Origin of the sequence: Clostridium ganghwense (assembly GCF_026735165.1) — a bacterium.
In the GTDB taxonomy this organism is placed as follows: Bacteria; Bacillota; Clostridia; order Clostridiales; family Clostridiaceae; genus Clostridium_H; species Clostridium_H ganghwense.
In genome coordinates, this window is the sequence record NZ_JAPQES010000001.1 from 25,629 (window position 1) to 48,510 (window position 22,882).

The following is a 22,882-nucleotide window of genomic DNA, read 5'->3' on the forward strand; positions in this document are numbered from 1 at the left end:
ACTCTAACTTGCTACCTTATTTATATTTTTTTCCATATTATTATTGGTTTTATTTATTTTCCTTGCTATATCTTCAAAAATAGTATAATTAACTGGTATAATAATCAGAGTAACTAAAGTTGCTAAACTTAATCCTCCAATAATAACCCTTGCCAGCGGCGCCTGCATTTCTGCCCCTTGTCCCATACCTATTGCCATAGGAAGCATACCTAAAACCGTAGTCATTGTAGTCATAAGTATAGGTCTTAATCTAGTAGGTCCTGCTATCAACAAAGCTTCTCTACGGCTATATCCCTTTTCTCTTAATTGATTTGTATAATCTATAAGTACTATAGCATTATTAACAACAATACCTACCAGCATTATCATTCCTATTATTCCAACTATACTTAGTGTTGTTTTTGATATAACTAACGCAAACACTCCACCTGCCAATGCATAGGGAACAGAAAACATTATTACAAAAGGATATAAAAATGACTCAAATTGTGCTGCCATTATTAAATAAGTTAGTATAATCCCTATAACTAATGCTTTTCCCAAACTTGAAAAAGATTCCATCATATCTTTTGAATCTCCCCCAAATTCATAATAGTATCCTTCAGGCATATTGTATTCATCTAGCTTTTTAGAAATTTGTTTTTTAGCTGTATTAGTATCTATTCCACTTAGTGCTGCATCTACTATAACTATCCTTTTTTGATTTTCTCTATTTATTTGAGAAGGTGCTTTCTCTTTTTTAATATCTCCAATTTCATCTAAAGGAACTTTTATGCCTAAAGCGGTTGATATAGGTAGATTTTTTACATCTTGTAAATTATTTATCTTGTTCTTATCATACATAATTTTTATATCAATTTCATCGCCGTTAACCTTATATTTTGAAGCTATACTACCATTCACAGCACTTCTTAGTTCACCAACTATTCCTGATATTGTCATACCATACAAGGAAGATTTATTTCTATTAATTTCTATTACACCTTCATTTCCTCCATCAGATAGTGATGAAGTTACCTCTCTTGTTCCATTTACATTTTCAATTACATCTACAAACTCCTTTGATATTTTATGAAGTTTATTATAATCATCTCCTACAATTTTAATTGCAATAGGTTTTCCACTACTACCTCCATTTCCCATACTTGAAGCTGCAACTGAAAATTCTGTTCCTGGAATAACTTTAATCTCATTTCTTATCTGCTCTACAATTTCATCTATAGATCGTTTTCTTTCATTTACTGTCCCCACATCTCCCTGAATGTTTGCAGTATTGTTTTGAACTTTAACATATATTTCCTTAATCTCATCTATACCATTTAATTTTTTTTCAACTTTATCAACTGTTTTTAATGTTTCTTCTACTACCGTTCCTTGCGGCATCTTAACATCAATTTTGAAAGTTCCCTCATCTATTTTAGGCATAAATTCCATTCCTAACATTGGAACTAAAAATACTGTAGCTACAAAAATTAAAGCAACTATAAAAGAGGTAATTTTTCTGTGATTTAACGCTTTTAATAAAAGTTTTTTATATTTTTTTTCAATACTTATTAATACATTTTCCCATTTATTCGATATTTTACTGGCAAAGTTTTCTCTACTGTTATTTTCTATCTTTAAAAATTTAGAACACATCATTGGTATTAGTGTAAGTGCAATAACTAATGAAGCTATAAGAGAAAACGTAACTGTTAATGACATGTCACGAAAAATATCAGCAGCAAATCCTTCTGTAAAAACTATCGGTAGAAAAACTGCAATACTTGTCAATGTAGAAGCTATAATTGAAAATCCTACTTCTGAAACTCCTTTGTAGGCAGCTTCTTTCCTTCCAAGCCCTTCCTTACGGTATCTAAAAATATTTTCTAAAACTACAATACCATTATCTACTAACATTCCAATTCCCAAAGCTAATCCCATAAGAGAAACCATATTTAAACCTACTTTGAAAAAATACATTAAAGCAAAAGCTATAATTATAGATATTGGAATTGCTGTTCCTATTATCAAAGTACTTCTAAAATTCTTCAAAAATATAAATAATACCACTATAGCTAAAATTCCACCTATTAATCCTGTATTTTGAACAGAACTAATAGAATTTCTTATATTAATTGAATCATCTTTATTTATTACTATATTGATATCAGGATTTTCACTCTTAATTTTATTTACTACTTTGTTAATTTCATCAGCTACTGCTACAGTATTCGCTGTAGATTGTTTTTTTATGTCCAATGTAATACTTGGTTGTCCATTAACAAAAGTATATGCTTCCATATCTTTGTCTACTTCTTGTATTACAGCAATATCTCTAAGTTTAATTGTTCCTGATTTTATTGGTATTGGTAAATTCCTTATTTCTTCTATACTCTTAAATTCACCTTCAATTTTTAAACTTAAATTTGAAATTCCTTCTTGTATATCTCCTATAGGCATACTCATATTTTGTGCTTTTAATACTTGCATTACCTTATTAATACTTAAATTGTATCCTTCTAATTTATCTCTTTTCAATATTATTTGTATTTCTTTTTCCTTATAACCATTTACATCTACTGAAGCTACTCCTTCTGCTCTTTGCAATTGATTTACCATTTTATCATCAATAAATTTCTTTAATTGATTTAAATCTTCATTCCCAGAAACTGCTATTTTGATTATTGGTGAAGCATTTGGATCTGCTTTTCTTATTATCGGTTTTTGTATATCATCAGGTAAACTACTCAAAACACCATCAACTTTTTCTCTTACGTTGTTCACTGCTGTTTCTACATCTGTACTATCTTGAAATTTTAATACTATCTGTGAAACCCCTGCTGATGAATAAGAAGTTAATTCATCTAAATCATTTACCGAACTTAAAGTTTTTTCTATAGGCTCAGTTATTAAATTTTCAACTTCTTCTGGTCCTGAACCTGGATATACAGTTACTATGGATACATAGGGCATATTCATAGAAGGATACAAATCTACAGGTAAACTTGCAAAACCTACTATTCCAAATACAATAGCAATAAAAACTATAGTTACTATAGCTACTGGTCTATTAATGGACATCTTTGAAATTTTCATTATTATCTCTCCCTCAGTTTTATTTTTCTACTACTTTAATGCTACCTCCATCTTTTAAGTAGTTTTGACCTTTAGTAATAATAATTTCTTCTCCTTTTAATCCTGAGAGAATTTCTGTATTTTTTTCATTTTGTAATCCTGTTTTAACTACTATCTTTTGAGCAAGAGAGTTTTCTTTTGCAATAAAAACATAATTTTTACCTTCTTCTTGTAAAACAGCTTCAGTAGGTACTAATACTGCATTTGATTTATTTTCTACATTAAAATGAGCCTCACAAAACATACCAGGATTTAATAAATTTTGTTTATTATCTACCTCTATCCTAACTAAATAAGTTAACTCTCTCTCGTCTGCTGCAGGACTTACATACTTAATTTGTCCTTTAAAAGCTTTATCAGAAACAGAATCAATATAAATTTCTGCACTGCTATTCTTTTTAATTTCATCTATATACTGCTCAGACAACTTAGCATCAACATAAACCTTATCTGTTTGTACAATTTCAAATGGTATAGAATTATTCCCTACCATTTCTCCTGCTTCTATTTGTTTTTTACTTATAACTCCATCTATAGGGCTTTTTATAATAGTGTCATTCAATTTATTTTGTGCGTTTTTCAATGCTATCTCTAATCTTTCCTTGTTTAGTTTTGCCTGTTCCAGCTGCTTTTGTGCTTTTTCAACATTTTCTTCATTTATACTATTTATCATTAAATCATAAGCTTTTTGTGCAGATTCTAAAGACGTCTTTGCCTTTTTATATGCATTTTCTGATTTAGTTAAATCATTTTGAGGTACAATGCCTTCTTTAAATAGTTTTTTCACATCTTCTAGATTATTTTTTGCCTCATCACATTGAATTTGTGCCATTTTTAAATTTTGATTTAATTGATTTAATTGATTTTCAAATTGAGAACCTTTTAAACTTTCAATCTGCTTTTCCTGTGTCTGTATAGATATTTCTGATGATTCTATCTGCGCTTGTAAGTCTTCTATAGAATTTCTTATATCTCTATCATCAATTTTAAATAAAGCATCTCCTTTTTTCACCATATCGCCTATATCAAAATTAACTTCCTGTACAACACCAGGAATCTTACTTACTACTGATATCTTCTGTTTTGGTTCAATCTTACCTATATAAACCACTTTTTTTGATATATCTCCTTTTACAACCTTGTTTACTACTACAGAAGTCATCTTAGGATTAACAGCTTTAGCAGTACTTAAAACTTTATTTTCAACACCACAACCTGAAATAAATAATATACTACATATCCCTATACTCGAAACTATTCTCTTTAAATTCATTAAAAATCCTCCATTTCTTTAGCCTTATCACTTTAGAAGTATAAAAAAAAATTGTGTCATTTTAATGACACAATTTTAAGTTTGTACGCCAAACTCTATCCAAAATTCCAATCCTTCATTTATATAATTTACTCCATACTCCCCATTATGTTTTTCTACAATGTTTTTTACAATAGCTAGTCCCAATCCACTTCCCCTTTTTTCTCTTTTTCTTGATTTGTCAACCTTATAAAATCTATTCCATAACTGCTCCATTTCTTCTTCTGATATTTCTTTGCACTTATTGTAAACAGAAAATTTAGCTTTGTTACTTTCTACATTCAAAGAAACTTCAATTACCTCTTTAGTACTGTGAATTACAGCATTCATTATTAGATTTTTAATAACCTGCTCTAATTTATTTCTGTCTCCTTCTATTTCTACAATGTCTTTAGAATATTTAAATCTTATACTTCTATCATATTTTTCAATTATATTATCAAATTTTTTCAAATTAATCTCAATTAAATCACCCAAATTTATTATTTCAAAATCAAACATTATTGTATCCGATTCAAGCCTGGATAACTCTAACAATTCTCCTACCATTTTTTCCATAATATTGGTTTCATCGTTAATTCCTTGAATATAATACTCTCTATCTCCTATTCCATCTATCAAAGCTTCTGAATAACTTTTTATAATTGTAACAGGAGTCTTTAGTTCATGAGAAACATCTGAAATAAACTGTTTTCTTATTTCCTCTTGTTCTTCTTTTAAATTTATGTCTTCCTTTAGTTTTTGATTTGCTTTATTTAATTTTGTTATGTTATCTCCTAATGCACTAGACAAAAAATTCATAGTTTTTCCAAGCATTCTAATTTCTTTTGGTCCTTCTATTTCAACCTGCTCATCAAAATTCATTTTTATGATTTTTTCTGCTTGTTCAGTAAGTTTTAAAAGGTATTTATTAATTCTATTTGAAATCAAGTTAATTATACATAAAGCAACAATTATTCCTACTCCTAATACCTTAAACAGTAACTCATTAACAATATTAATCGCTTGCTTAATTTCATTTACACTACTAAAAATTAACAGTTTTTCACCACTTTTAAAAGGATACACACATAGCAGATGGTTTTGATTTAAATAATCATTTTTCTCAATAACATATTTCCCACTAGTTATAGCCATTATTTCTTTTAAATGTTTTTTAATTCTGTTTTGATAATATTTTTCAAGATCTATGTTTTCAAGATATTTTCCATAGACAAAGGTTGAAAACATTATCTCTCCTTTATTATCTATAAAGGCAACAGCATTACCGCTATCAGCCATATATTTACCAAAATCAGCACTTATATGTATGCTTTCATTCTTCTCTTTTAATTTATTGTATTTTTCTTCAATTTTTTTACAATTCCCCATTATACTTTGAAATTTTTTCTCATAATAATACGTATCTGATAATTTTTTTTGAACAGTAAAAATTCCTATAAAAAGAATAAAAACAAAAACACTGAATGCTGTAAATATTAATTTTCTCATTCCTTCACCTCAAATCTATACCCATAACCTCTAACTGCCTTTATAGGAAGTACTTCATTTCCTATTTTAGCTCTTAATCTCTTAATGGTGGTATCCACAGTTCTATCTAAACCATTAAAATCAATTCCCCAAATTTTATCAAGAATTTGCTCTCTTGCTAATGCAATATTTTTATTACTTAATAGATATACCAACAAATTATATTCCTTTGAAGCAAGATTCATTTCTTTATCTTTAACAAAAACTTTACGTGCCTTTAAATCTATATTTAAATGTTTATAAATAAAAATTTGGTTTTGTTCCTTGTTTTCCTTGCTTTTATCAATTCTACTTAACAAAGCATTTATCTTTGCCCTTAACACTCTTGGACTGAAAGGTTTGGTTATATAATCATCTGCTCCAAGTTCATAACCCAATAGCTTGTCCCCTTCTTCTGATTTTGCTGTTAACATAACTATCATTACATCAGATTTTTGTCGTATTTTTTCACATACACTCCACCCATCTAAACCTGGAATCATAATATCTAATATTATTAAATCAATTTTATTTTTTTCAAATAATTCTATACCCTTTATTCCATCTTCTGCTTCCAAAATATTTATATCATCACACATAAGATAATCTTTTATTACTCTTCTTATTTTTGCTTCATCTTCAATTATTAGAACTTTTTTACTCATAAAAAAATATTCTTCCTCCTTAATATTATTGTCATAATTATATTATCGAAAAATAAAAAAAAGTCTATATAAATAAAAAAATTTTTAAATAAACTGTATAGAATTTTTAAAATTAAACTTCTATACAGTTACCAATTTAAAATACTTAATTATCTTGCAAAAGCTTTTATCCATTTTACCGCTAAATCAGGCCTCTCACTAATTAATACTTTTATAAATTTATCTAAAGCTCCTACCTTTTCTAAAGATTTTAACATACTAACAGGTCCAGAAATCTTTTTTGTAAAGGTTTTTCTTGGATCTATAACCATTACAGACTCATCTTCTTGAACAAATATGTGGACACCTCTCATATCTAATCTTTTAAAGTTTAATTTTTTAAATTCTTCTACTAGTTTAATTAAATTTATCGCCAACTTCTTTGATAAACCATTTTTAATAATATAATTTTCAAGTGTATTTCCATCTACGTATTCTCTTAAAATATATCTGGAATTTGCTTTTATTATTTTAGGAAAATATTTACTCCCCTCTACCTTTTTTAGTATGTTACATTCAGCTTTACAGTTAGCTTTATTTTTAAATATTTTTAAAGCATGTCCATCAGGCGTTAGATATACTCTTCCTTCACAGCCTTCGCCTAAAAATTTACATTTTTTTATATCTATTCCTAAATACTTTTTACCGATGTTAATCACCTCTTATAAAGTGGTTATATATATCCTTATATTATATTTTATTTGAGAATTTGTTTTATGTTACCAATTTTACTTTAAATACTTTTCACTCTTTTCCTTTTAACTTCAACACCAGCCAATATGATAATAGGCAATATTACCTGAAATAGAAAAGCATAATAAGGCCATACTTCCACAGCCCATTTTGACATTTCCATAACACTTTCGTAACTTATAATAGACAAATTAACCATCATAATTCCAATAGGAGTAACAATAAATCTATAATCTTTAAAATTAAGCAACTTAGCTACTCCTTTACTTGCTGCTAAAAGACACATACTAATTTTTACAATTCCTCCTATTAAAAACACTAATGATGTAAATATTTCTATTCTCTGTATAAACTCCCCTACATTGATTCTCCGAGCAACCGCATACGCTGGAAAATAGTATATTTCTGCTATACTTGCTCCTAAGACTAATATGTCTGTTACCGAAGTAATAAGTATAAGTATGCCACCTAAAAATAGTCCTTTCCTGTAAACCTTAGGAGCACCTTTTTCTTTAAAGATAGTAAACACCATAGTAAATATAACTAACTCTGCAAATGGAAAAGAAAAAATTGAGAATGTTCCTTTTAAAACTGGTTTCATACCATTATATAATATTGGTTTTAAATTATTTATATCCATGTTATTAATTGAGAGTATTATGAGAATAAATGTAGAAATTACCAAAAAGATAACAGCTATTTCCCCCCATCTCCCTATAACTTCTATACCATACTTTACTGCTCCTATACATAGTACAATTATACATAGTAATGATACTGTTTCTGGTGTCTCATTTAAACCTACAATACTTATAAAATCCCCAAAATTTATTAATACTAAATAGCCTAAGTGAAAAGAAAACCATACATACAATATACTAATAATCTTTCCTATACCTTTGCCAAAAGTAATCTGCAAGATATCAAATAGATCTTTATGTGGAAAAAGATAGAGAAGTCTTTCGTATATAAGTAATATTGGTAGTGCAAATAACATAGCTAATACTGTAGCTAACCATACATCTTGTTTTGCTGCTATACCTGGTGTGAAAATTATAGCACTACCTGATATAAATAAAATTATTAGACTTATACCTTGCTTATATGTTATAGCCGTATCTTCCATGTTAACCTCCACTATATTATCCTGTAACCATAGTAACTATCTTTTCTATAAAAACAGCTGGACTAGGTACTTTTACCCCTATACTCAATAAAATGCTTAGCACTAAAGATGTTATCATCATAATAAAATATAATGTCACTTCTTTTTTTTTATTATTTTTTAGTAAATGAATAGCTTCAAAGTAACTAATAGCTATATATGTAAAAATTATAACAAAAGTCACTGCTTATTCACCTACCTTAATAGTTTTTGAAATCAACGCACTATTTCTTATGTTAATTTTCACTTGCATATTAGTATCTAACTTTTTAAATTCCTCTTCCCAATTAGGTTCAATTTTTTCCTTCCATTCTTTAGGCATTTCTCTCATTATAATACCCGCGAACCCAAATATATCGCTTTGAAAATCTGTTTGAGCTTTATCTATAACTTTCTTTATATTCTTTTTCACATACTCTTCAGCATCTTTCTGTAAAATTTGTCTTCCTTTTTTTTCTATAAAGTCTCTTTCTCCATCTATTTCAATTATTCCTGTATCCATTTCTACATTAATATTCATTGTAAGTTTGTTATCTTTATACTCTGGTTTAACCTTAGTTTCACTTTTAAAAATCTCTAAAGTATTCTTGTATTTATTTCCATCCACTTCACTTTCTATTACCAGAAATCCACCCTTTACCTCATCTTTTATAAATAAGGCACTTTTAGTTTCAATATCATTTAAATTTCCTACCAATTTATTCCCTTTAAAAGCATTACTTCCTGATACCCTAAACATAGGAACTCCTTCCTGAATTTCTATATTTATGCATGGAACTATAGGAGAAGAACCTTTTGCCAATAACTGTTTTGCAAGCTCCCAAAAGTTTATATCAGGATAGTTAGATATACTTTTTTGATTTTTCAATACCTCATTAATCTTATAGGAAATTATCTCTTCACCTGTTTCATAAGTCTTATATAATATTTCACTGGCAGTATTATCTTTTGAAACAAATATTTTCATATCACCTCTTATTTCAGTATCTCTATTTACAAGATCTATAACAGACATTAAATCATATTTAGCAATTTCCTCACTTATAATCATAATTTGACTATGACCCCAATACATCTTTTTCCCATTTAATTCTATACCTTCTCTTATTGCATTAAATATAGAATCGCCTTTAACTTGAATAATTTTTGACTCTGGTCCACTCTTTTCACCTTTTCTCATAGGTTCTATAAGTTCTCCAGTTAAAATATATTTGTTTGTATCTTTGTCTTTATCTATAACCATTCCTGCTACAATTATGAATTTATCTATTTCTCTATAATTCCAACAGGCTGATAAAATAATAGTATTTATTAATATTAAAACTATCAGTAATATCTTTTTTAAATTTCTCATTTATTATCTTCCTTCTTCATCACTATCAGTTTTCCCAATAATAAATTTACTTTTGTTTTTCATAAATTCCCAGGGAACTCTTATACCTAAATCTTTTAAATCTTCCTTATTTATAGATCCAACCTTTAACATATACTCTACTCCAAAAGATTTCATAGAAAACAAATATAAAGATAGCCCAATCATTCCATATATATAACCATATAAACCTAAAAAACCAGCTAATAATAAAAATATATTTTTTATTACCATTATTACTACTGCCATTTTAGGTACTGAAAATTTACTGATTGCAGTAATAGAAACTACTATTACCATAGGTGCACTAACAAAACCTGCTGATACAGCTGCCTCTCCTAAAACCAATGCCCCAACTATACTAATTGCCTGCCCTATATTTTTAGGTAATCTTGTACCTGCTTCTCTTAATATTTCAAATACAGTTATCATAAGAATTGCCTCAATTATAGTTGGAAAAGGTACTCCTTTTCTAGACGATGCTATACTAAGAAGTAATTCTCTAGGTATCAACTCCTGATGAAAAGTTACTAATGCTACATATACAGCTGGAACACTAGTAGCAAGTATAAATCCACTTATCCTAAGTATTCTATTAAAAGATCCATAAACAAAGTTGTTGTTGTAGTCTTCACTAGATTGAAAATATTCTGTAAATATAAACGGTATGGTAAGCACACTAGGCGTACCATCACATATTAATGCAATTCTACCTTCTAATAATTTGGCAGCTACCACATCAGGCCTTTCAGTATTACCTATGGTATGAAAAATAGAGTGTGGATGATCCTTTATCTTTTCCTCTATATAACCTGATTCTAAAATTCCATCTATTTTTATTTTATCTAATCTACTATTTAAATCTTCAAGTATTTGCTTTGACACTAAATTATCTATATAACAAATACATATTTTAGTTTTTGTAATCTTTCCTACTTCTTTATACTTAAATTTTAATTCAGGAGAATTAATTTTTCTCCTTATTAATGAAATATTAGTATCTATAGATTCATTAAATCCTTCTCTTGATCCCCTAACTACAGATTCCCCTTCTGGCTCCTTAATATTTCTTACTTTCCAATCTTTTGTATTAGCTATCATAGCTCCATAACTTCCATCACAAAAAATAATCGTGTCACCGTATAACATGGAATTTATAATTTCTTCTTCATCACATGAGATTCTTACATCACAATTGATCACTACTTTATTCATTAAAAAATCAATTTTATTGTCTGTATCTTTATATAAGTAGCTCTTCATAATAGGCTGTATAATATTTTCATTTATCATCTCTTTATCCACTATATGATTTTCAAAAATAATACAGCAGTTTATACTAGAATTCTTATTCCTAAAAAGCCTGAATATAGTATTATCATCGTCTTTAAATATATCTTTAAAATACTTAGTATCTTCAATTAAATTTCCTGTAATAGGTGTTTTATGTATATTATATCCATTTTTCACGGTTACAACCTCTTTTTTAAGAATTTATCCTACAACTTTATAGGATTATTGGAAAATGTAATTTAAAATTATTTTTATTACAAATATACTTATTGGTATTTTCCCCCTATGTAAAAATATATATTCTCAAAAACATTCTAAGAAATATTAGTAATACGGATGATAAAACTCCATAGTTCTTTAGTTTAACTTAATTATGCAAAATAAAAATTCACATAAAATACTTATGTATTCATTTAATGCATATTAAACAAATGTTAGAAAACAATACACTATATAAGTTAAATATAAGGAAATGGTGAATATGTATAGTACCAATTTAGAAATAAATATAAATGAACTCCAAAATAGATTTAAGAATGATAATTCAGTAAAATTTAGACGGTTTGAAAGTAAAAATTCAAGTATAAGATGTTGTATTGTTTTTATTGAAGGAATGGTAAAGAGTGAAATTATAAATGAAAACATAATTAGACCGCTAGTTAGTACATCTATAAATGAAAATATTCATGGAAATGAATTGTTAGACTATCTGACAAATAAGCTTTTAATCTGTGATGAAATAGTCAAAAGCTCGGATATAGATACAATTATCAATAGTGTAGAATATGGAGATACATTACTTATAATAGATGGAGTTTCTGAAGGAATTATTTTAAATACCAAAGGATGGCAAAGAAGAAATATAAGTGAACCTACTTCTGAGAGCATAGTAAAAGGACCAAAAGAAGGATTTACAGAATCAATAATTGTAAATACATCTCTTTTAAGAAGAAAAATATTAAATCCTGCTCTGAAATTTGAGTATATGCAATTAGGTGAAAGAACCAACACTAAAGTATGTATATCATACATAGAAGGATTTGCCTCATCTAAAATTCTAAATGAACTTAAAAGAAGATTAAATAATATTGATATTGATGGTATTTTAGATTCTGAATATATATTGGAATATATTAAGGATGAGCCATTTTCATCTTTTATGACTGTAGGCACTACAGAAAGACCAGATGTAGTTGCTGGTAAACTTCTGGAAGGAAGAATTGCAGTCTTTTGTGATGGAACTCCTTTAGCTTTAACTATACCTTATCTTTTCATAGAAAATTTTCAAGTTAATGAGGACTATTACAGACATTATATATTTGCTACTTTTAACAGAATACTCAGAGTTCTATGCTTTATTTTATCTACTAGTACGCCTGCAGTATATATGGCACTCATAACTTTTCATCATCAAATGCTTCCTACTAGATTATATTTAAGTATTGCAATGGCTAGAGAAGGAGTACCCTTCCCTTCAATTATAGAAATTCTAATTATGCTTATTGCTTTTGAAATATTGAGAGAAGCTGGAACAAGATTGCCTAAGAATATTGGTCAGGCAATAAGTATAGTTGGAGCATTAATACTGGGTGAAGCAGCTGTAAGCGCTAGGCTCGTAAGTGCCCCAATAGTAATTATTACAGCAATAACTGGTATATCTAGTTTTGCTCTACCTGTTATGTTGGAACCTATGTTGGTAATAAGATTTTTGCTTATAATTTTATCTTTTATTTTTGGTTTATATGGTTATATTTTTGGAGTTATGGGTATTTTTATTGTTTTAATGTCTATGAAAAGCTATGGCATAGATTACATGAGTTACGTAATTCCCAAAAACATTGAAGATATTGAAGATGTAGCCATTAGAATGCCATTGTGGAATATGAATTATAGACCTAAAGATGTATCCAAAAATAGAGTTAGAAGAAAGATTAAAAACAAAGGAAGGAAATGAAGTGAAAACATTAAGAAAATCAGTAGCTATTTTTATATTAGGAACAATGTGTATATACTTTTCAGGTTGCTGGAATTATAGAGAGATAGATGATATGCCAATGGTTATAGGAGTTGCTATAGATATGAAAAAGGATAACTATATATTAACTACTCAAGTTGTAAAACCAATGATATCTGTAGAAGAAAAATTTTTACATACAAGTTTTAGGCAAACAGAAGGAGAAACTCTTTTTGATGCAATAAGGGATTTTATAATAGAAAGTGGTAAAAGAATTTTTTGGGGTCACTTAAAATTTATTATAGTAAGTGAAGACATTGCTCGAGAAGGTATTTCTTCAGTATTTGATTTCTTTGCTAGAGATGATGAAACAAGAGAAGATATATGGGTCTTAGTTTCTACTGGAGGATATTCTGCAGCAGATATATTAAAACTCAGTACCCACGGAAAAGAGCTCGGTTTTTATATTCCTGATGCTCTTAAAAGTGTAAAGACTACATCAAAATATGATCCGTACAAAATGTATGAATTCAGAGATGATTTATCTCTTAAGGGAAAAGATGGATTACTACCATTAATTAGAATGGAAGATATAGCTGAAATCAATCAACCATTAATTTTTGGTAATGCTGTTTTTAAAAAAGATAAAATGATAGGTACTTTAAATTCAAAAGAATCAAAAAGTTTAAGAGTTATAAGAAATAGAGAAAAGGGAGGGGTTTTGCCAGTTAAGTGGAAGGTAGATTCTAAACCTATAAAAATAACTTTAGAAATTGATAATAGTAAAACCAAAATAATTCCTATATATAGAGATAATAATATTTTCATGAAAATAGATATAACGACTAACTCCTTTATAGGAGAAGTTATGAATTATGACGTTGACATTATAAGTGAAGAAGGAAAAAATACTTTAAAAGACGAAGCTACAAAAATAATAAAAGATAATGCAGCACATATTATTCATAAGGCTCAAAATGAGTTTAAAAGTGATATATTGGGCTTTGGAGAAATTGTAAAGAATAAAATGCCAGATGTTTGGAGAGAAGTAGAAGATGATTGGGATAATATTTTTGAGAATATTTCTTATGAAATAAATGTTAAAGTAAATATAAAAGGAAGTGCTTTATATTCAAACCCATTAAAAGTTGAGGAGTAAGCTATGACACACAGTATATTAATTTTGTATTTTTTATTTGGAATATTTGAGGTAGCTACCCTATACAAAAATAATAAAAATAGAGAATTATTTTTGTACACATTTTTGTTATTGTTAACTTTAGTAATTGGAACAATGGCTTATTTAGAACTTATACCTCGTCATTTTGCTAGAGTTGTTGAATTTTTAGTAAAATTTTTTACATAATTAATGGTTGGGTGATGTTATATGAAAAAAGAAGTAATATCTGATAGACAGGCAATTAGTATGGTTTGTATGTTTACAATAGGTACAGCTATGATTTATGGTGCAGCTAGACCAGCAGAAGAAAACGCTTGGATATCAATTATATTAGCTGCATTAATTTCTATTCCTTTTCAATTAATGTATGGAAGACTCCTTAGTCATTTTCATAGTAGTAATTTTTTTGAATTTTTAGATATTATTTTCGGAAAAATATTAGGGAAATTTTTTGCTGTATTATTTACTTGGAATGCAGTTTATTTAGCATCTATTTTATTTAGAGCTGTAGGAGAATTTATATCTATAGCAGGTTTAGATGATACCCCTGAAATGCTATCTTTAAGTTTGATTGTTGTATTAAGTATATTAACTCTTAAAGAAGGAGTAAAACCTTTTGCAAAATGGTGTGAATTTTTTATAGTTATAGTATTTATTGTTGTAGGTATTATGATAATATTTCTTACTAAATTAATTAATTTAGATAATATTGTACCTATTATGTATGATGGTGTAAAGCCAGTTATGCAAGGAACAATTTATGCATTAGGTTTTCCATTTACGCAAGATGTAATTTTTTTAATGTTTTTTGACTGCTTAAAAAACAATAATTCATGCTACAAGGTTTTGATTAAAGGTGTTTTGTTAGGAACAATAGTGCTTTTTAGTATTACTTTTTTAGACATATCTATTTTAGGAAAAAGTGATTTTTCAAAGGCATATTTCCCTTCATATATGAGCTTACGAAGACTTACTGTGGGAGAATTTTTTCAGAGAATAGAAATAGCTGTAATTTTAATTTTTATGATTGTAGGTTTTGCTAAAATAACATCAACTTTGTTTGCAGCAGTAAAAGGTATTTCACATTTATTTAATGTTAAGGACTATAGAACTATTGCAGCTCCTGTAACTTTTTTAGCCTCAATATTAGGATATTTAGCTTATACTGATACTATGGATCAAAAAACTTTTCTTAAGGATGTATATGTTCCCTATGCTATTATTATTCAAATTGTACTTACTAGCATAGTATTTATTGTGTCAGAAATTAGAATTAGAAAATTAGAAAAAAACAACGATTTATAAAAAAATGCTACATAAGTTACTTATAACTTATGCAGCATTTTTATTCTATGATGCAAATAGCCCTCTATCACTAATTAAGTCTTCTTTCTTGTTACTTTCAAAAAGCTTAAGCAATTTTTCTATAGTAAGAGATTCTTTCTCTTTTCCACTTATATCTAAAATAACCTCCCCATGGTGAAGCATTATAAGTCTATTCCCTAACTTTATAGCATGATTTAAATTGTGAGTTACCATAAGAGTTGTTATACCTTTTTCGTCTACTATATCTTTGGTAAGCTCTATTATTTTTTCTGAAGTTTTAGGATCTAATGCCGCAGTATGCTCATCTAATAGTAAAAGTTCAGGATTTGACATAGCTGTCATTATAAGAGTAAGTGCCTGTCTCTGTCCTCCTGATAAAAGTCCAACTTGTGTATTAAGCTTATCTTCAAGTCCAAGTTCAAGTTTTGAAAGTAATTCTTTAAAATAAGAAATCTTTTTCTTATTAACTCCAAAACCAAGACCAAATTTCTTTCCTTTATTGTATGCCATGGACATGTTCTCAAGTATAGTCATAGATGGTGATGTTCCCTTTGATGGGTCCTGAAATACCCTTCCTATAAACTTATTGCATTTATGCTCTGCAAACTTTGATATTTCATTTTCTCCTAACATTATAGCCCCTTCATCTACAGGTATTGTTCCTGAAATTATATTTAACAGTGTAGATTTTCCTGCCCCATTACTACCTATTATAGTTATAAAATCCCCCTTATTTACCTTTAAATTAAATTTATTAAAAATTTCATTTTCATTAACAGTATTTTTATTGAATACCTTGTATAGATTTTTTACTTGTAGCAATAGTATTCACCTCTCTTTCTTCCTTTTTCCTTCCTTTAAAGCTAAAGCTTAAATTATTAGTTCCTAATACTGCAATAACTATAACCGCAGTAATAAGTTTTAAATCTGAAGGTGGAAGCCCCATTCTAAGAGATGCACCAATAGCAAGTTTATATAGCACTGCCCCTAATAGTGCCATAGTAGTTGCTCTAACAAATTTTAATCTTTTTAGCACTGCTTCTCCAAGTATTACTGCTGCAAGTCCTATTACTACTGTACCAGTACCCATTCCAACGGCAGCATAACCCTGATGCTGTGCCATTATAGAACCGCCTAATGCAACTATACCATTTGAAATCATAAGACCAATAATTTTTATAGTATCCTTATTAACTCCTAAAGATGTAACAAGCTGTTCATTATCTCCTACTGCTTTTAACATAAATCCCATCTTTGTTTTTAAAAATAAATCTAATAATAATTTAACCCCAACTGCAAATAGTGCAATAAGAATTACCGAATTTATAAACTTTGCTGATGTAAAAATAGTATTAAATTTAAAAAATGATATATTAGATTTACCCATTATTCTTAAATTAACTGAATATAACGCTATCATAACCAATATTCCAGATAATAAATTTGTTATTTTTAGCTTAACATGCAGCATTCCAGTTATTAATCCACCTATCATGCCTGCAAAAATCGAAAATAAACATGCCACCAAAGGATTGATTCCTTTTGAAAGGCACAAAGCCGTAACTGCTGCACCTAATGGAAATGTACCGTCTACTGATAAATCTGGAAAATCTAATATCTTATAAGTAATATACACACCTAATGAAACTATAGCAAAAATAAGACCTTGCTCTAATACACTTAATAAGAAACCTTCCATTATTCAACGCCCCCAGTCATCTTTTCTGCTTTTGAAGATATATCCTCAGGAATTTTTATATTAAGTTTCTTAACTGCATCTTGATTTATCACTATTGTTGATTCCTTTTGAGTTTCAACTGGTATTTCTGATGGTGTTTTGCCTTCTAAAATTTGCACTGCTTTAAGTCCCGTTTCATATCCTAGCTTTTTGTAATCAATTCCCTCTGTTGCTATTGCACCTGCTTTTACATGAGCACTTTCTGATCCTATAACTGGTATTTTTTTAGCAAAACATTTTCTTGTAACAGTTGGCATTGCTGAAGCAACCATATTATCTTTTATTACATATAGTACATCTATTTTATCTAAAACTGCTTCTAAAGCTTGTGGAATCTCATTTTCACTTGTAATACCTTGAGTTATTATTTCAAACCCAAAATTAGCTGCGACTTTTTTTGCTTCATCTACTTGAACTTCTGAATTCACTTCACTAGTATTGTATACTATACCTATTTTTTTACTTGAAGGTACTATCTTTTTTATAAGTTTAAATTGTCCATCCATAGGTGCTGCATCAGAAGTACCTGTTACATTTGTTCCTGGATTATCCATAGATTTTACAATTCCTGCCTTTACTGGATCTGTTACTGCTGTAATTACTATTGGAATATCTTTATTAGATTTTTGAGTAGCATTATACGAAGCTTGTGCTGATGAAGTTGCAATTGCCAAAATTAAATCCACATCATCATTAACAAATTTATCAGCAATTGTTTGAGTTGTTGGCATATCTCCTTGTGCATTTTGAAAATCAATTTTTATATTTTGACCATCTACATAATTCTTATCTTTAAGTGCTTGAATAAATCCTTCTCGAGCTGAATCCAATGCTGGATGTTCTACAATTTGAGTAATTCCAATTTTTTTTACATTATCTTTTTGTGTATTTCCTGCTTTGGATGTCTTTGAATTTGAACAGCCACCTAAAGCTCCTACCAATAATATTGTTGAAACTAAAATTGATAATTTTTTTCCTACCATACTACCATCCTCCTAAAAATTCTTTAAAATAAAAAACTCTCCCTTAGGAGAGTATTTTTTATATACTTATTAAAGCAATATAAATACAAACATGTATTGTATATCACCTAATAACTTTCCATATCTCCTACCAAACTACCATACTGCTATTTTTAATAAAATTATATATACTAAATAAGCTTTTTGTTACTTTGCTTATTTTTTCCATATCTAATTTTAGCTTTCTTCTACCATTCTTCTCTTAACTTATCTTTATTTCTATCAAAACCTCTTCTTCTACTATTCTACTATTCTTCTATTCTTCTATTAATCTACCATGCTTCAATCTATTTCTATTAAATTGTATTCCATTAATTCACTACTAATACTTTTATGTGAAATTTTTTTAATTAAATTTCTTATATTCTACATTATACTAATATATTTGTCAACATCTTTTATCATCATCAGGTATAGAACGATGTCCTAATCCTATAACAACTTCATTTAAATGAAGTAATCCAATGCTTGCAAAAATACATACACTAATATGTTCTCCACATCTTGCAATACCAATTTTTCCACCTACATTAAGTCCGTTTGCTTTAGCCGCCACTTGAAGTATAGCTTCTCTTGCTGCCCCTACTACAGCTCCATCATGAACATGACAATCTTTAATAATCCCTGTACGCTTAGAAGCTACTAGGGCTCTTTCCATAATTTTAGAAATAGAAGCATTAAGACTTCCACCTATATCTACTGCTGCTGTTAATATATTTCTCTCTTTAAAAGCTGCTTCAAGCCTTTTCTCTTCACTTCTTTCAGATGTAGCCATCTTTATTGCAGCCTTTGCTACCTCAATACTATTAGCTTTCATTACTTCACCTCTAATGTTTTGTACTTATAATTTAAATTATATTATATTAATGATAATTTCGTTACTCTTTTAGTCTTAACCCTTTTTCTGTTTGAACAATTTTCTCTTCTTTTAATAATCTTCCTACTGCTCTCTTAAATGCAGCTTTACTTATCTTTAATCTATCTCTAATTTCATCTGGATTGCTCTTATCATTTAGTGGAAGAAAACCATCATATCTCTCTATTTTCTTTAAAATCATTTCAGCATCACTGTCCATTTGCTTATAAGCAACATCTCTAGTAGCTAAATCTAACTTTCCATCCTCTCTGACTCTAACAACTCTAGCTTCTATTTCTTGACCAGCTACTATTTTTTCAAAATACTGGCTTTTTGGTATTAATCCTTTGTACTTATTATCCACAGCAACTAAAGCACCAAGTTCAGGATTAACTGAGTATACTGTTCCTTTAACTTTATCATTCTTCTTATAATCACTATCAGTTCTTAAAAAATTTCCAACATAAGTTGTAGCAGTTAATCTATCACTTTTATCAACATACATTGCAACCAAATATTTATTTCCTGCACTCACTTCATACTTTTGCTCTTTAAATGGCAATAATAAATCTTTTTCAAGACCCATATCTAAAAAAGCTCCTATTCTTGTGATCTGTTTAACTTCAAGATTTGCAAGTTCTTCAACTTGAATTAATGGTTTTTTTCTTGTTGCAATAATTCTATCTTCTGAATCTCTATAAATAAATACTTCTAATTTATCTCCCACTTGTACATTTTCTAGCAATTGACTATTTGGAATTAAAATATTATCGTTTGAATCATCAGTTCCTCCATCTAAGTAAGCACCAATTTTTGCAATATTAACAACTTCTAAAGTTTGAATTTTTCCCATTTCTATCATTTGATTTTCACCTTCACTTTATTATTATTTATTATTCAATAAATTTCTACATTATTTTTAATCTATTATAAGACTTCTTTTATTGTAATCTACGTTGGCATTTCTCGTCAACATATATATATATTACATATTTGCATTTGTTGCATTGTTAGTTTATTCCTAAAAATTTAGCTTTTTAATCTATCGTTTTTATTATCTCTCTTTTGATTTTTTTAATTACACTTAACAAAAATATTCCTTCTCTTAATAAGTATATATTTTGGCATCATTTATTTACTTCTTTCATATAATGATATAAAACTTTTATCAATTTTAAGGAAGGATTAATTTATGAATTTAACCATAGCCTCAAATATTCCTCCAATTAATTCTACTAGAACTATTCATAAAGTATCAAATGCTTCAAATACTGAGCCTTCATTTGCTACAATAAAAAATTCAATAAATTCCATATCTAATGCTGAAAAAATCAAACAAAGTTCCTCCAAAACTTTAACTTGTATAGAACCTCCAACAGAAACTATAGACATGAACGAAGAACTTTTTAAGATTACTAAAAATAAAATTTTAATGCAAGCTGTAACCGCTATGATGGCCCATTCAAACATGGTTTCCAAAAAAACTCCTCAACTTTCAGATGATGATTCTGAAACCTCCTATAAAGTTAATCCTATAAAAAAATCTAATTACTTACCTCTTAATAAAAGATAAGCTTTAAATTCACCAATAAGCTTATCTTTTATTTCTTCTCTGCCAATCATAAAATTCCTATTTGTATATCATTATATTTTATTGTATAATTGATATTAAAAACTTTAGATATAACAAAATTTAACACGTATATTTTGAAATTATAGTAATGCATTGAGGAAAGGAGAAATATAGCTATGAAAAAAACAATTGCAGCATTTTTCGATATTGATGGAACATTATATAGAGAGGGATTAATAACTGAAATCTTTAAAAAATTAATTAAATCCGAAATAATTGAACCTGAACGATGGTATAACGATGTAAGAGATTACTACATTAAATGGGATAAAAGACTGGGTAATTATGATGATTATTTGATAAAAATGGCAGATATATACATTGAAGCAGTAAAAGGACTTCATAAAACTCAAATAGAATTCATAGCTAAAAAAGTTATTAAAGAAAAAGGAGATAGAGTTTATACTTATACAAGAGATATGATAGCTTGGCACAAAGCTCAAGGACATACTGTTATAACAATTTCAGGAAGTCCAAAAGAGCTTGTACGTGAAATGGCTATTAAACATGGATTTGATGATTTTATTGGAACAGAGTATATCCTTGATGATAACCAGAATTACACTGGCGAAATTGTTCCTATGTGGGATAGTGTAAATAAAAGTAAAGCTATACAGCATTTTATTGATAAATATAATATTGATTTAAGTGAGAGCTATGCATATGGAGATACTGCTGGAGATTTTTCTATGCTAAAATCAGTTAAACATCCAACAGCAATAAATCCTACTAAAGAACTTATAAACAAACTTTTAGAAGATACAAAAACTCGTGAAAAAATTAAAATAATTGTAGAAAGAAAAGATGTAGTTTATAAACTTGATGCTAACTCAATAGATGTATAAAATAAATGAGTTCAAAAATTTAGTTGAATTTTTGAGCTCATTTATTTTTTTATATAAAACTTTTTACAATCATATAAGTAGATGTTGAAGTAATCAAAAACACTATACTTCCTATAAGTAATGCTTTCATTCCTTTATCCTTAATACTTTTAAAATCTACAGAAAGTCCCATAGCTACCATAGCCATCAATATGAAAATTGAACTTAATTTAGTTAATATTTTTAATATGTTAGCTGGTATAATGCCAGTAGAACTAACTATTCCTGCAATAATGAAGTATAGTACGTACATAGGAAATTTAGCTTTTTTATTGCTACCATTACCTTTATTGCAAATAATTCCCAAAGCTAAAGATACAGGTACAAGCATTACAACTCTTGCCATTTTCACAAAAGTTCCTATTTCTCCTGCTGAATCTCCTCTAGCAAAAGCTGCTGCAATAGCATGGGCAACTCCATGAAGAGATATTCCAGACCAAATTCCATACTGAATATTACTTATACTGCTGGTTACAGCTATTGCTGAATATACTAAAACTCCTACAGCTCCTAAAAAACTAACTATAGAAACCGCTACAACTGAATCCTCATCATCTGCATTAATTGTAGGTGCTAAGGCAACTACAGCTGAAGCTCCACATATACATGAACCAACTCCAATTAAGGTAGCCAACTTATCTTGAACCTTAAAAAGCTTTCCTAAAAGTACTGAAAGTATTAAAACACTTGGAACAAATATTAATACCATCAAAATAACCTTAGGTCCTAATTTTAAAAGAGAATTAAAATTAAGTTTAAAACCTAACAACACTATTCCAACCTTTAAAAGCTTTTTAAGAGAAAATTTTACTCCTTCTTTAAATACAGTTTGAGTTTTTATTGTGTTGTTATAAACTATACCAATAATAATTCCTATAGTTAATGCTTCTAAGTTTATCACATTTTTTATAGAATCATTTATATACATAGATAAAACAGAAACTAAAAACACAAAAATAATTCCAGGTATCATTTTCTTTATCTTTTCCATATTAATCACCCCTCATATGAATTATATCAAAGCTTTTACATAAATTAAAATTATAATTTATTATAGTTCCATAAATTTTTGTTATATATAATCTAAAATATAAGACTATTGATATCTATCAATAGCCTTATAT

21 protein-coding genes are annotated in these 22,882 nt (G+C 28.2%); 6 read left to right on the forward strand and 15 right to left on the reverse strand.

The genetic code is table 11. The features are described 5' to 3' along the window. Window positions 1–3 precede the first annotated feature (3 nt). From OXH55_RS00140 to OXH55_RS00180, 9 genes are all read right to left on the reverse strand, one after another. Window positions 4–3,078 (reverse strand): efflux RND transporter permease subunit, encoded by a 3,075-nt coding sequence (locus tag OXH55_RS00140; RefSeq protein ID WP_268047378.1) that lies wholly within the window; start codon window positions 3,076–3,078, stop codon window positions 4–6. A gap of 19 nt (window positions 3,079–3,097) precedes the next feature. Further along, entirely contained in the window at window positions 3,098–4,390 is a 1,293-nt protein-coding gene (locus OXH55_RS00145) for an efflux RND transporter periplasmic adaptor subunit (RefSeq protein WP_268047379.1), read from the reverse strand. Between the two features lie 75 nt (window positions 4,391–4,465). Beyond that, window positions 4,466–5,920, reverse strand: coding sequence for a sensor histidine kinase (locus OXH55_RS00150; RefSeq protein WP_268047380.1), 1,455 nt, complete (start codon window positions 5,918–5,920; stop codon window positions 4,466–4,468). After that, window positions 5,917–6,603, reverse strand: a complete 687-nt coding sequence (locus tag OXH55_RS00155; protein WP_268047381.1) for a response regulator transcription factor — start codon at window positions 6,601–6,603, stop codon at window positions 5,917–5,919. Before OXH55_RS00155 ends, OXH55_RS00150 begins: the two co-directional genes overlap by 4 nt. 149 nt (window positions 6,604–6,752) lie before the next feature. Further along, on the reverse strand, window positions 6,753–7,301 hold the full coding sequence (locus OXH55_RS00160; RefSeq protein ID WP_268047382.1) for a serine/threonine protein kinase: 549 nt from the start codon (window positions 7,299–7,301) through the stop codon (window positions 6,753–6,755). Window positions 7,302–7,375: 74 nt separating this feature from the next. Further along, window positions 7,376–8,461: a GerAB/ArcD/ProY family transporter gene (locus OXH55_RS00165; RefSeq protein WP_268047383.1), complete on the reverse strand. Its 1,086-nt coding sequence runs from the start codon at window positions 8,459–8,461 to the stop codon at window positions 7,376–7,378. Between the two features lie 16 nt (window positions 8,462–8,477). After that, window positions 8,478–8,684, reverse strand: a complete 207-nt coding sequence (locus OXH55_RS00170; protein WP_268047384.1) for a hypothetical protein — start codon at window positions 8,682–8,684, stop codon at window positions 8,478–8,480. 3 nt (window positions 8,685–8,687) lie between these two features. Continuing rightward, a complete protein-coding gene (locus tag OXH55_RS00175) occupies window positions 8,688–9,854 on the reverse strand; it encodes a Ger(x)C family spore germination protein (RefSeq protein WP_268047385.1) in 1,167 nt (388 codons plus the stop codon). Window positions 9,855–9,857: 3 nt separating this feature from the next. Next, window positions 9,858–11,342 (reverse strand): spore germination protein, encoded by a 1,485-nt coding sequence (locus tag OXH55_RS00180; RefSeq protein ID WP_268047386.1) that lies wholly within the window; start codon window positions 11,340–11,342, stop codon window positions 9,858–9,860. Window positions 11,343–11,646: 304 nt separating this feature from the next. On the opposite strand from OXH55_RS00180, the gene OXH55_RS00185 reads away from it, so the two are divergent. Genes OXH55_RS00185 through OXH55_RS00200 form a run of 4 tightly spaced genes read left to right on the forward strand, consistent with a single transcriptional unit; the run spans window position 11,647 to window position 15,604 of the window. Continuing rightward, window positions 11,647–13,119 carry a spore germination protein gene (locus OXH55_RS00185; RefSeq protein WP_268047387.1) on the forward strand — a complete coding sequence of 491 codons (1,473 nt, stop codon included), beginning with the start codon at window positions 11,647–11,649 and terminating at the stop codon, window positions 13,117–13,119. Continuing rightward, the gene (locus OXH55_RS00190; RefSeq protein ID WP_268047388.1) at window positions 13,067–14,278 is read left to right on the forward strand and encodes a Ger(x)C family spore germination protein; all 1,212 of its coding nucleotides are present in this window, start codon (window positions 13,067–13,069) and stop codon (window positions 14,276–14,278) included. The genes OXH55_RS00185 and OXH55_RS00190 overlap by 53 nt, the downstream gene beginning before the upstream one ends. Before the next feature lie 3 nt (window positions 14,279–14,281). Beyond that, window positions 14,282–14,485, forward strand: coding sequence for a hypothetical protein (locus OXH55_RS00195; protein ID WP_268047389.1), 204 nt, complete (start codon window positions 14,282–14,284; stop codon window positions 14,483–14,485). A 21-nt stretch (window positions 14,486–14,506) separates the two neighbouring features. After that, window positions 14,507–15,604: a GerAB/ArcD/ProY family transporter gene (locus OXH55_RS00200; RefSeq protein ID WP_268047390.1), complete on the forward strand. Its 1,098-nt coding sequence runs from the start codon at window positions 14,507–14,509 to the stop codon at window positions 15,602–15,604. A gap of 45 nt (window positions 15,605–15,649) precedes the next feature. Here OXH55_RS00200 and OXH55_RS00205 read toward each other — a convergent pair whose 3' ends face one another. The 5 genes from OXH55_RS00205 to OXH55_RS00225 all read right to left on the reverse strand — a co-directional run bounded on the left by OXH55_RS00205 (window position 15,650) and on the right by OXH55_RS00225 (window position 20,103). After that, window positions 15,650–16,447, reverse strand: a complete 798-nt coding sequence (locus tag OXH55_RS00205; protein WP_268047391.1) for an ABC transporter ATP-binding protein — start codon at window positions 16,445–16,447, stop codon at window positions 15,650–15,652. Then, the gene (locus OXH55_RS00210; RefSeq protein ID WP_268047392.1) at window positions 16,410–17,324 is read right to left on the reverse strand and encodes an ABC transporter permease; all 915 of its coding nucleotides are present in this window, start codon (window positions 17,322–17,324) and stop codon (window positions 16,410–16,412) included. Before OXH55_RS00210 ends, OXH55_RS00205 begins: the two co-directional genes overlap by 38 nt. After that, window positions 17,324–18,346, reverse strand: coding sequence for an ABC transporter substrate-binding protein (locus tag OXH55_RS00215; protein ID WP_268047393.1), 1,023 nt, complete (start codon window positions 18,344–18,346; stop codon window positions 17,324–17,326). The genes OXH55_RS00210 and OXH55_RS00215 overlap by 1 nt, the downstream gene beginning before the upstream one ends. 427 nt (window positions 18,347–18,773) lie before the next feature. Continuing rightward, a complete protein-coding gene (locus OXH55_RS00220) occupies window positions 18,774–19,202 on the reverse strand; it encodes a HutP family protein (RefSeq protein ID WP_268047394.1) in 429 nt (142 codons plus the stop codon). A 61-nt stretch (window positions 19,203–19,263) separates the two neighbouring features. Further along, entirely contained in the window at window positions 19,264–20,103 is an 840-nt protein-coding gene (locus OXH55_RS00225) for a CvfB family protein (RefSeq protein WP_268047395.1), read from the reverse strand. A 330-nt stretch (window positions 20,104–20,433) separates the two neighbouring features. Here OXH55_RS00225 and OXH55_RS00230 point away from each other — a divergent pair, with 330 nt between their 5' ends. Together OXH55_RS00230 and OXH55_RS00235 are read left to right on the forward strand one after the other, a co-directional pair. Further along, a complete protein-coding gene (locus OXH55_RS00230) occupies window positions 20,434–20,814 on the forward strand; it encodes a hypothetical protein (protein ID WP_268047396.1) in 381 nt (126 codons plus the stop codon). 176 nt (window positions 20,815–20,990) lie between these two features. Beyond that, entirely contained in the window at window positions 20,991–21,719 is a 729-nt protein-coding gene (locus OXH55_RS00235; protein ID WP_268047397.1) for an HAD family hydrolase, read from the forward strand. A 49-nt stretch (window positions 21,720–21,768) separates the two neighbouring features. Here OXH55_RS00235 and OXH55_RS00240 read toward each other — a convergent pair whose 3' ends face one another. Further along, entirely contained in the window at window positions 21,769–22,749 is a 981-nt protein-coding gene (locus tag OXH55_RS00240; RefSeq protein WP_268047398.1) for a YeiH family protein, read from the reverse strand. Between the last annotated feature and the right edge of the window lie 133 nt (window positions 22,750–22,882).

Bases quoted from the DNA above. Each gene is read 5' to 3' on its own strand.
- OXH55_RS00185 (WP_268047387.1), top strand. From the start codon at position 11,647: ATGTATAGTACCAATTTAGAAATAAATATAAATGAACTCCAAAATAGA.
- OXH55_RS00240 (WP_268047398.1), bottom strand. From the start codon at position 22,749: ATGGAAAAGATAAAGAAAATGATACCTGGAATTATTTTTGTGTTTTTA.
- OXH55_RS00155 (WP_268047381.1), bottom strand. From the start codon at position 6,603: ATGAGTAAAAAAGTTCTAATAATTGAAGATGAAGCAAAAATAAGAAGA.
- OXH55_RS00145 (WP_268047379.1), bottom strand. From the start codon at position 4,390: ATGAATTTAAAGAGAATAGTTTCGAGTATAGGGATATGTAGTATATTA.
- OXH55_RS00200 (WP_268047390.1), top strand. From the start codon at position 14,507: ATGAAAAAAGAAGTAATATCTGATAGACAGGCAATTAGTATGGTTTGT.
- OXH55_RS00210 (WP_268047392.1), bottom strand. From the start codon at position 17,324: ATGGAAGGTTTCTTATTAAGTGTATTAGAGCAAGGTCTTATTTTTGCT.
- OXH55_RS00220 (WP_268047394.1), bottom strand. From the start codon at position 19,202: ATGAAAGCTAATAGTATTGAGGTAGCAAAGGCTGCAATAAAGATGGCT.
- OXH55_RS00175 (WP_268047385.1), bottom strand. From the start codon at position 9,854: ATGAGAAATTTAAAAAAGATATTACTGATAGTTTTAATATTAATAAAT.
- OXH55_RS00140 (WP_268047378.1), bottom strand. From the start codon at position 3,078: ATGAAAATTTCAAAGATGTCCATTAATAGACCAGTAGCTATAGTAACT.
- OXH55_RS00215 (WP_268047393.1), bottom strand. From the start codon at position 18,346: ATGGTAGGAAAAAAATTATCAATTTTAGTTTCAACAATATTATTGGTA.
- OXH55_RS00190 (WP_268047388.1), top strand. From the start codon at position 13,067: ATGTATCCAAAAATAGAGTTAGAAGAAAGATTAAAAACAAAGGAAGGA.
- OXH55_RS00225 (WP_268047395.1), bottom strand. From the start codon at position 20,103: ATGATAGAAATGGGAAAAATTCAAACTTTAGAAGTTGTTAATATTGCA.
- OXH55_RS00165 (WP_268047383.1), bottom strand. From the start codon at position 8,461: ATGGAAGATACGGCTATAACATATAAGCAAGGTATAAGTCTAATAATT.
- OXH55_RS00235 (WP_268047397.1), top strand. From the start codon at position 20,991: ATGAAAAAAACAATTGCAGCATTTTTCGATATTGATGGAACATTATAT.
- OXH55_RS00230 (WP_268047396.1), top strand. From the start codon at position 20,434: ATGAATTTAACCATAGCCTCAAATATTCCTCCAATTAATTCTACTAGA.
- OXH55_RS00150 (WP_268047380.1), bottom strand. From the start codon at position 5,920: ATGAGAAAATTAATATTTACAGCATTCAGTGTTTTTGTTTTTATTCTT.
- OXH55_RS00195 (WP_268047389.1), top strand. From the start codon at position 14,282: ATGACACACAGTATATTAATTTTGTATTTTTTATTTGGAATATTTGAG.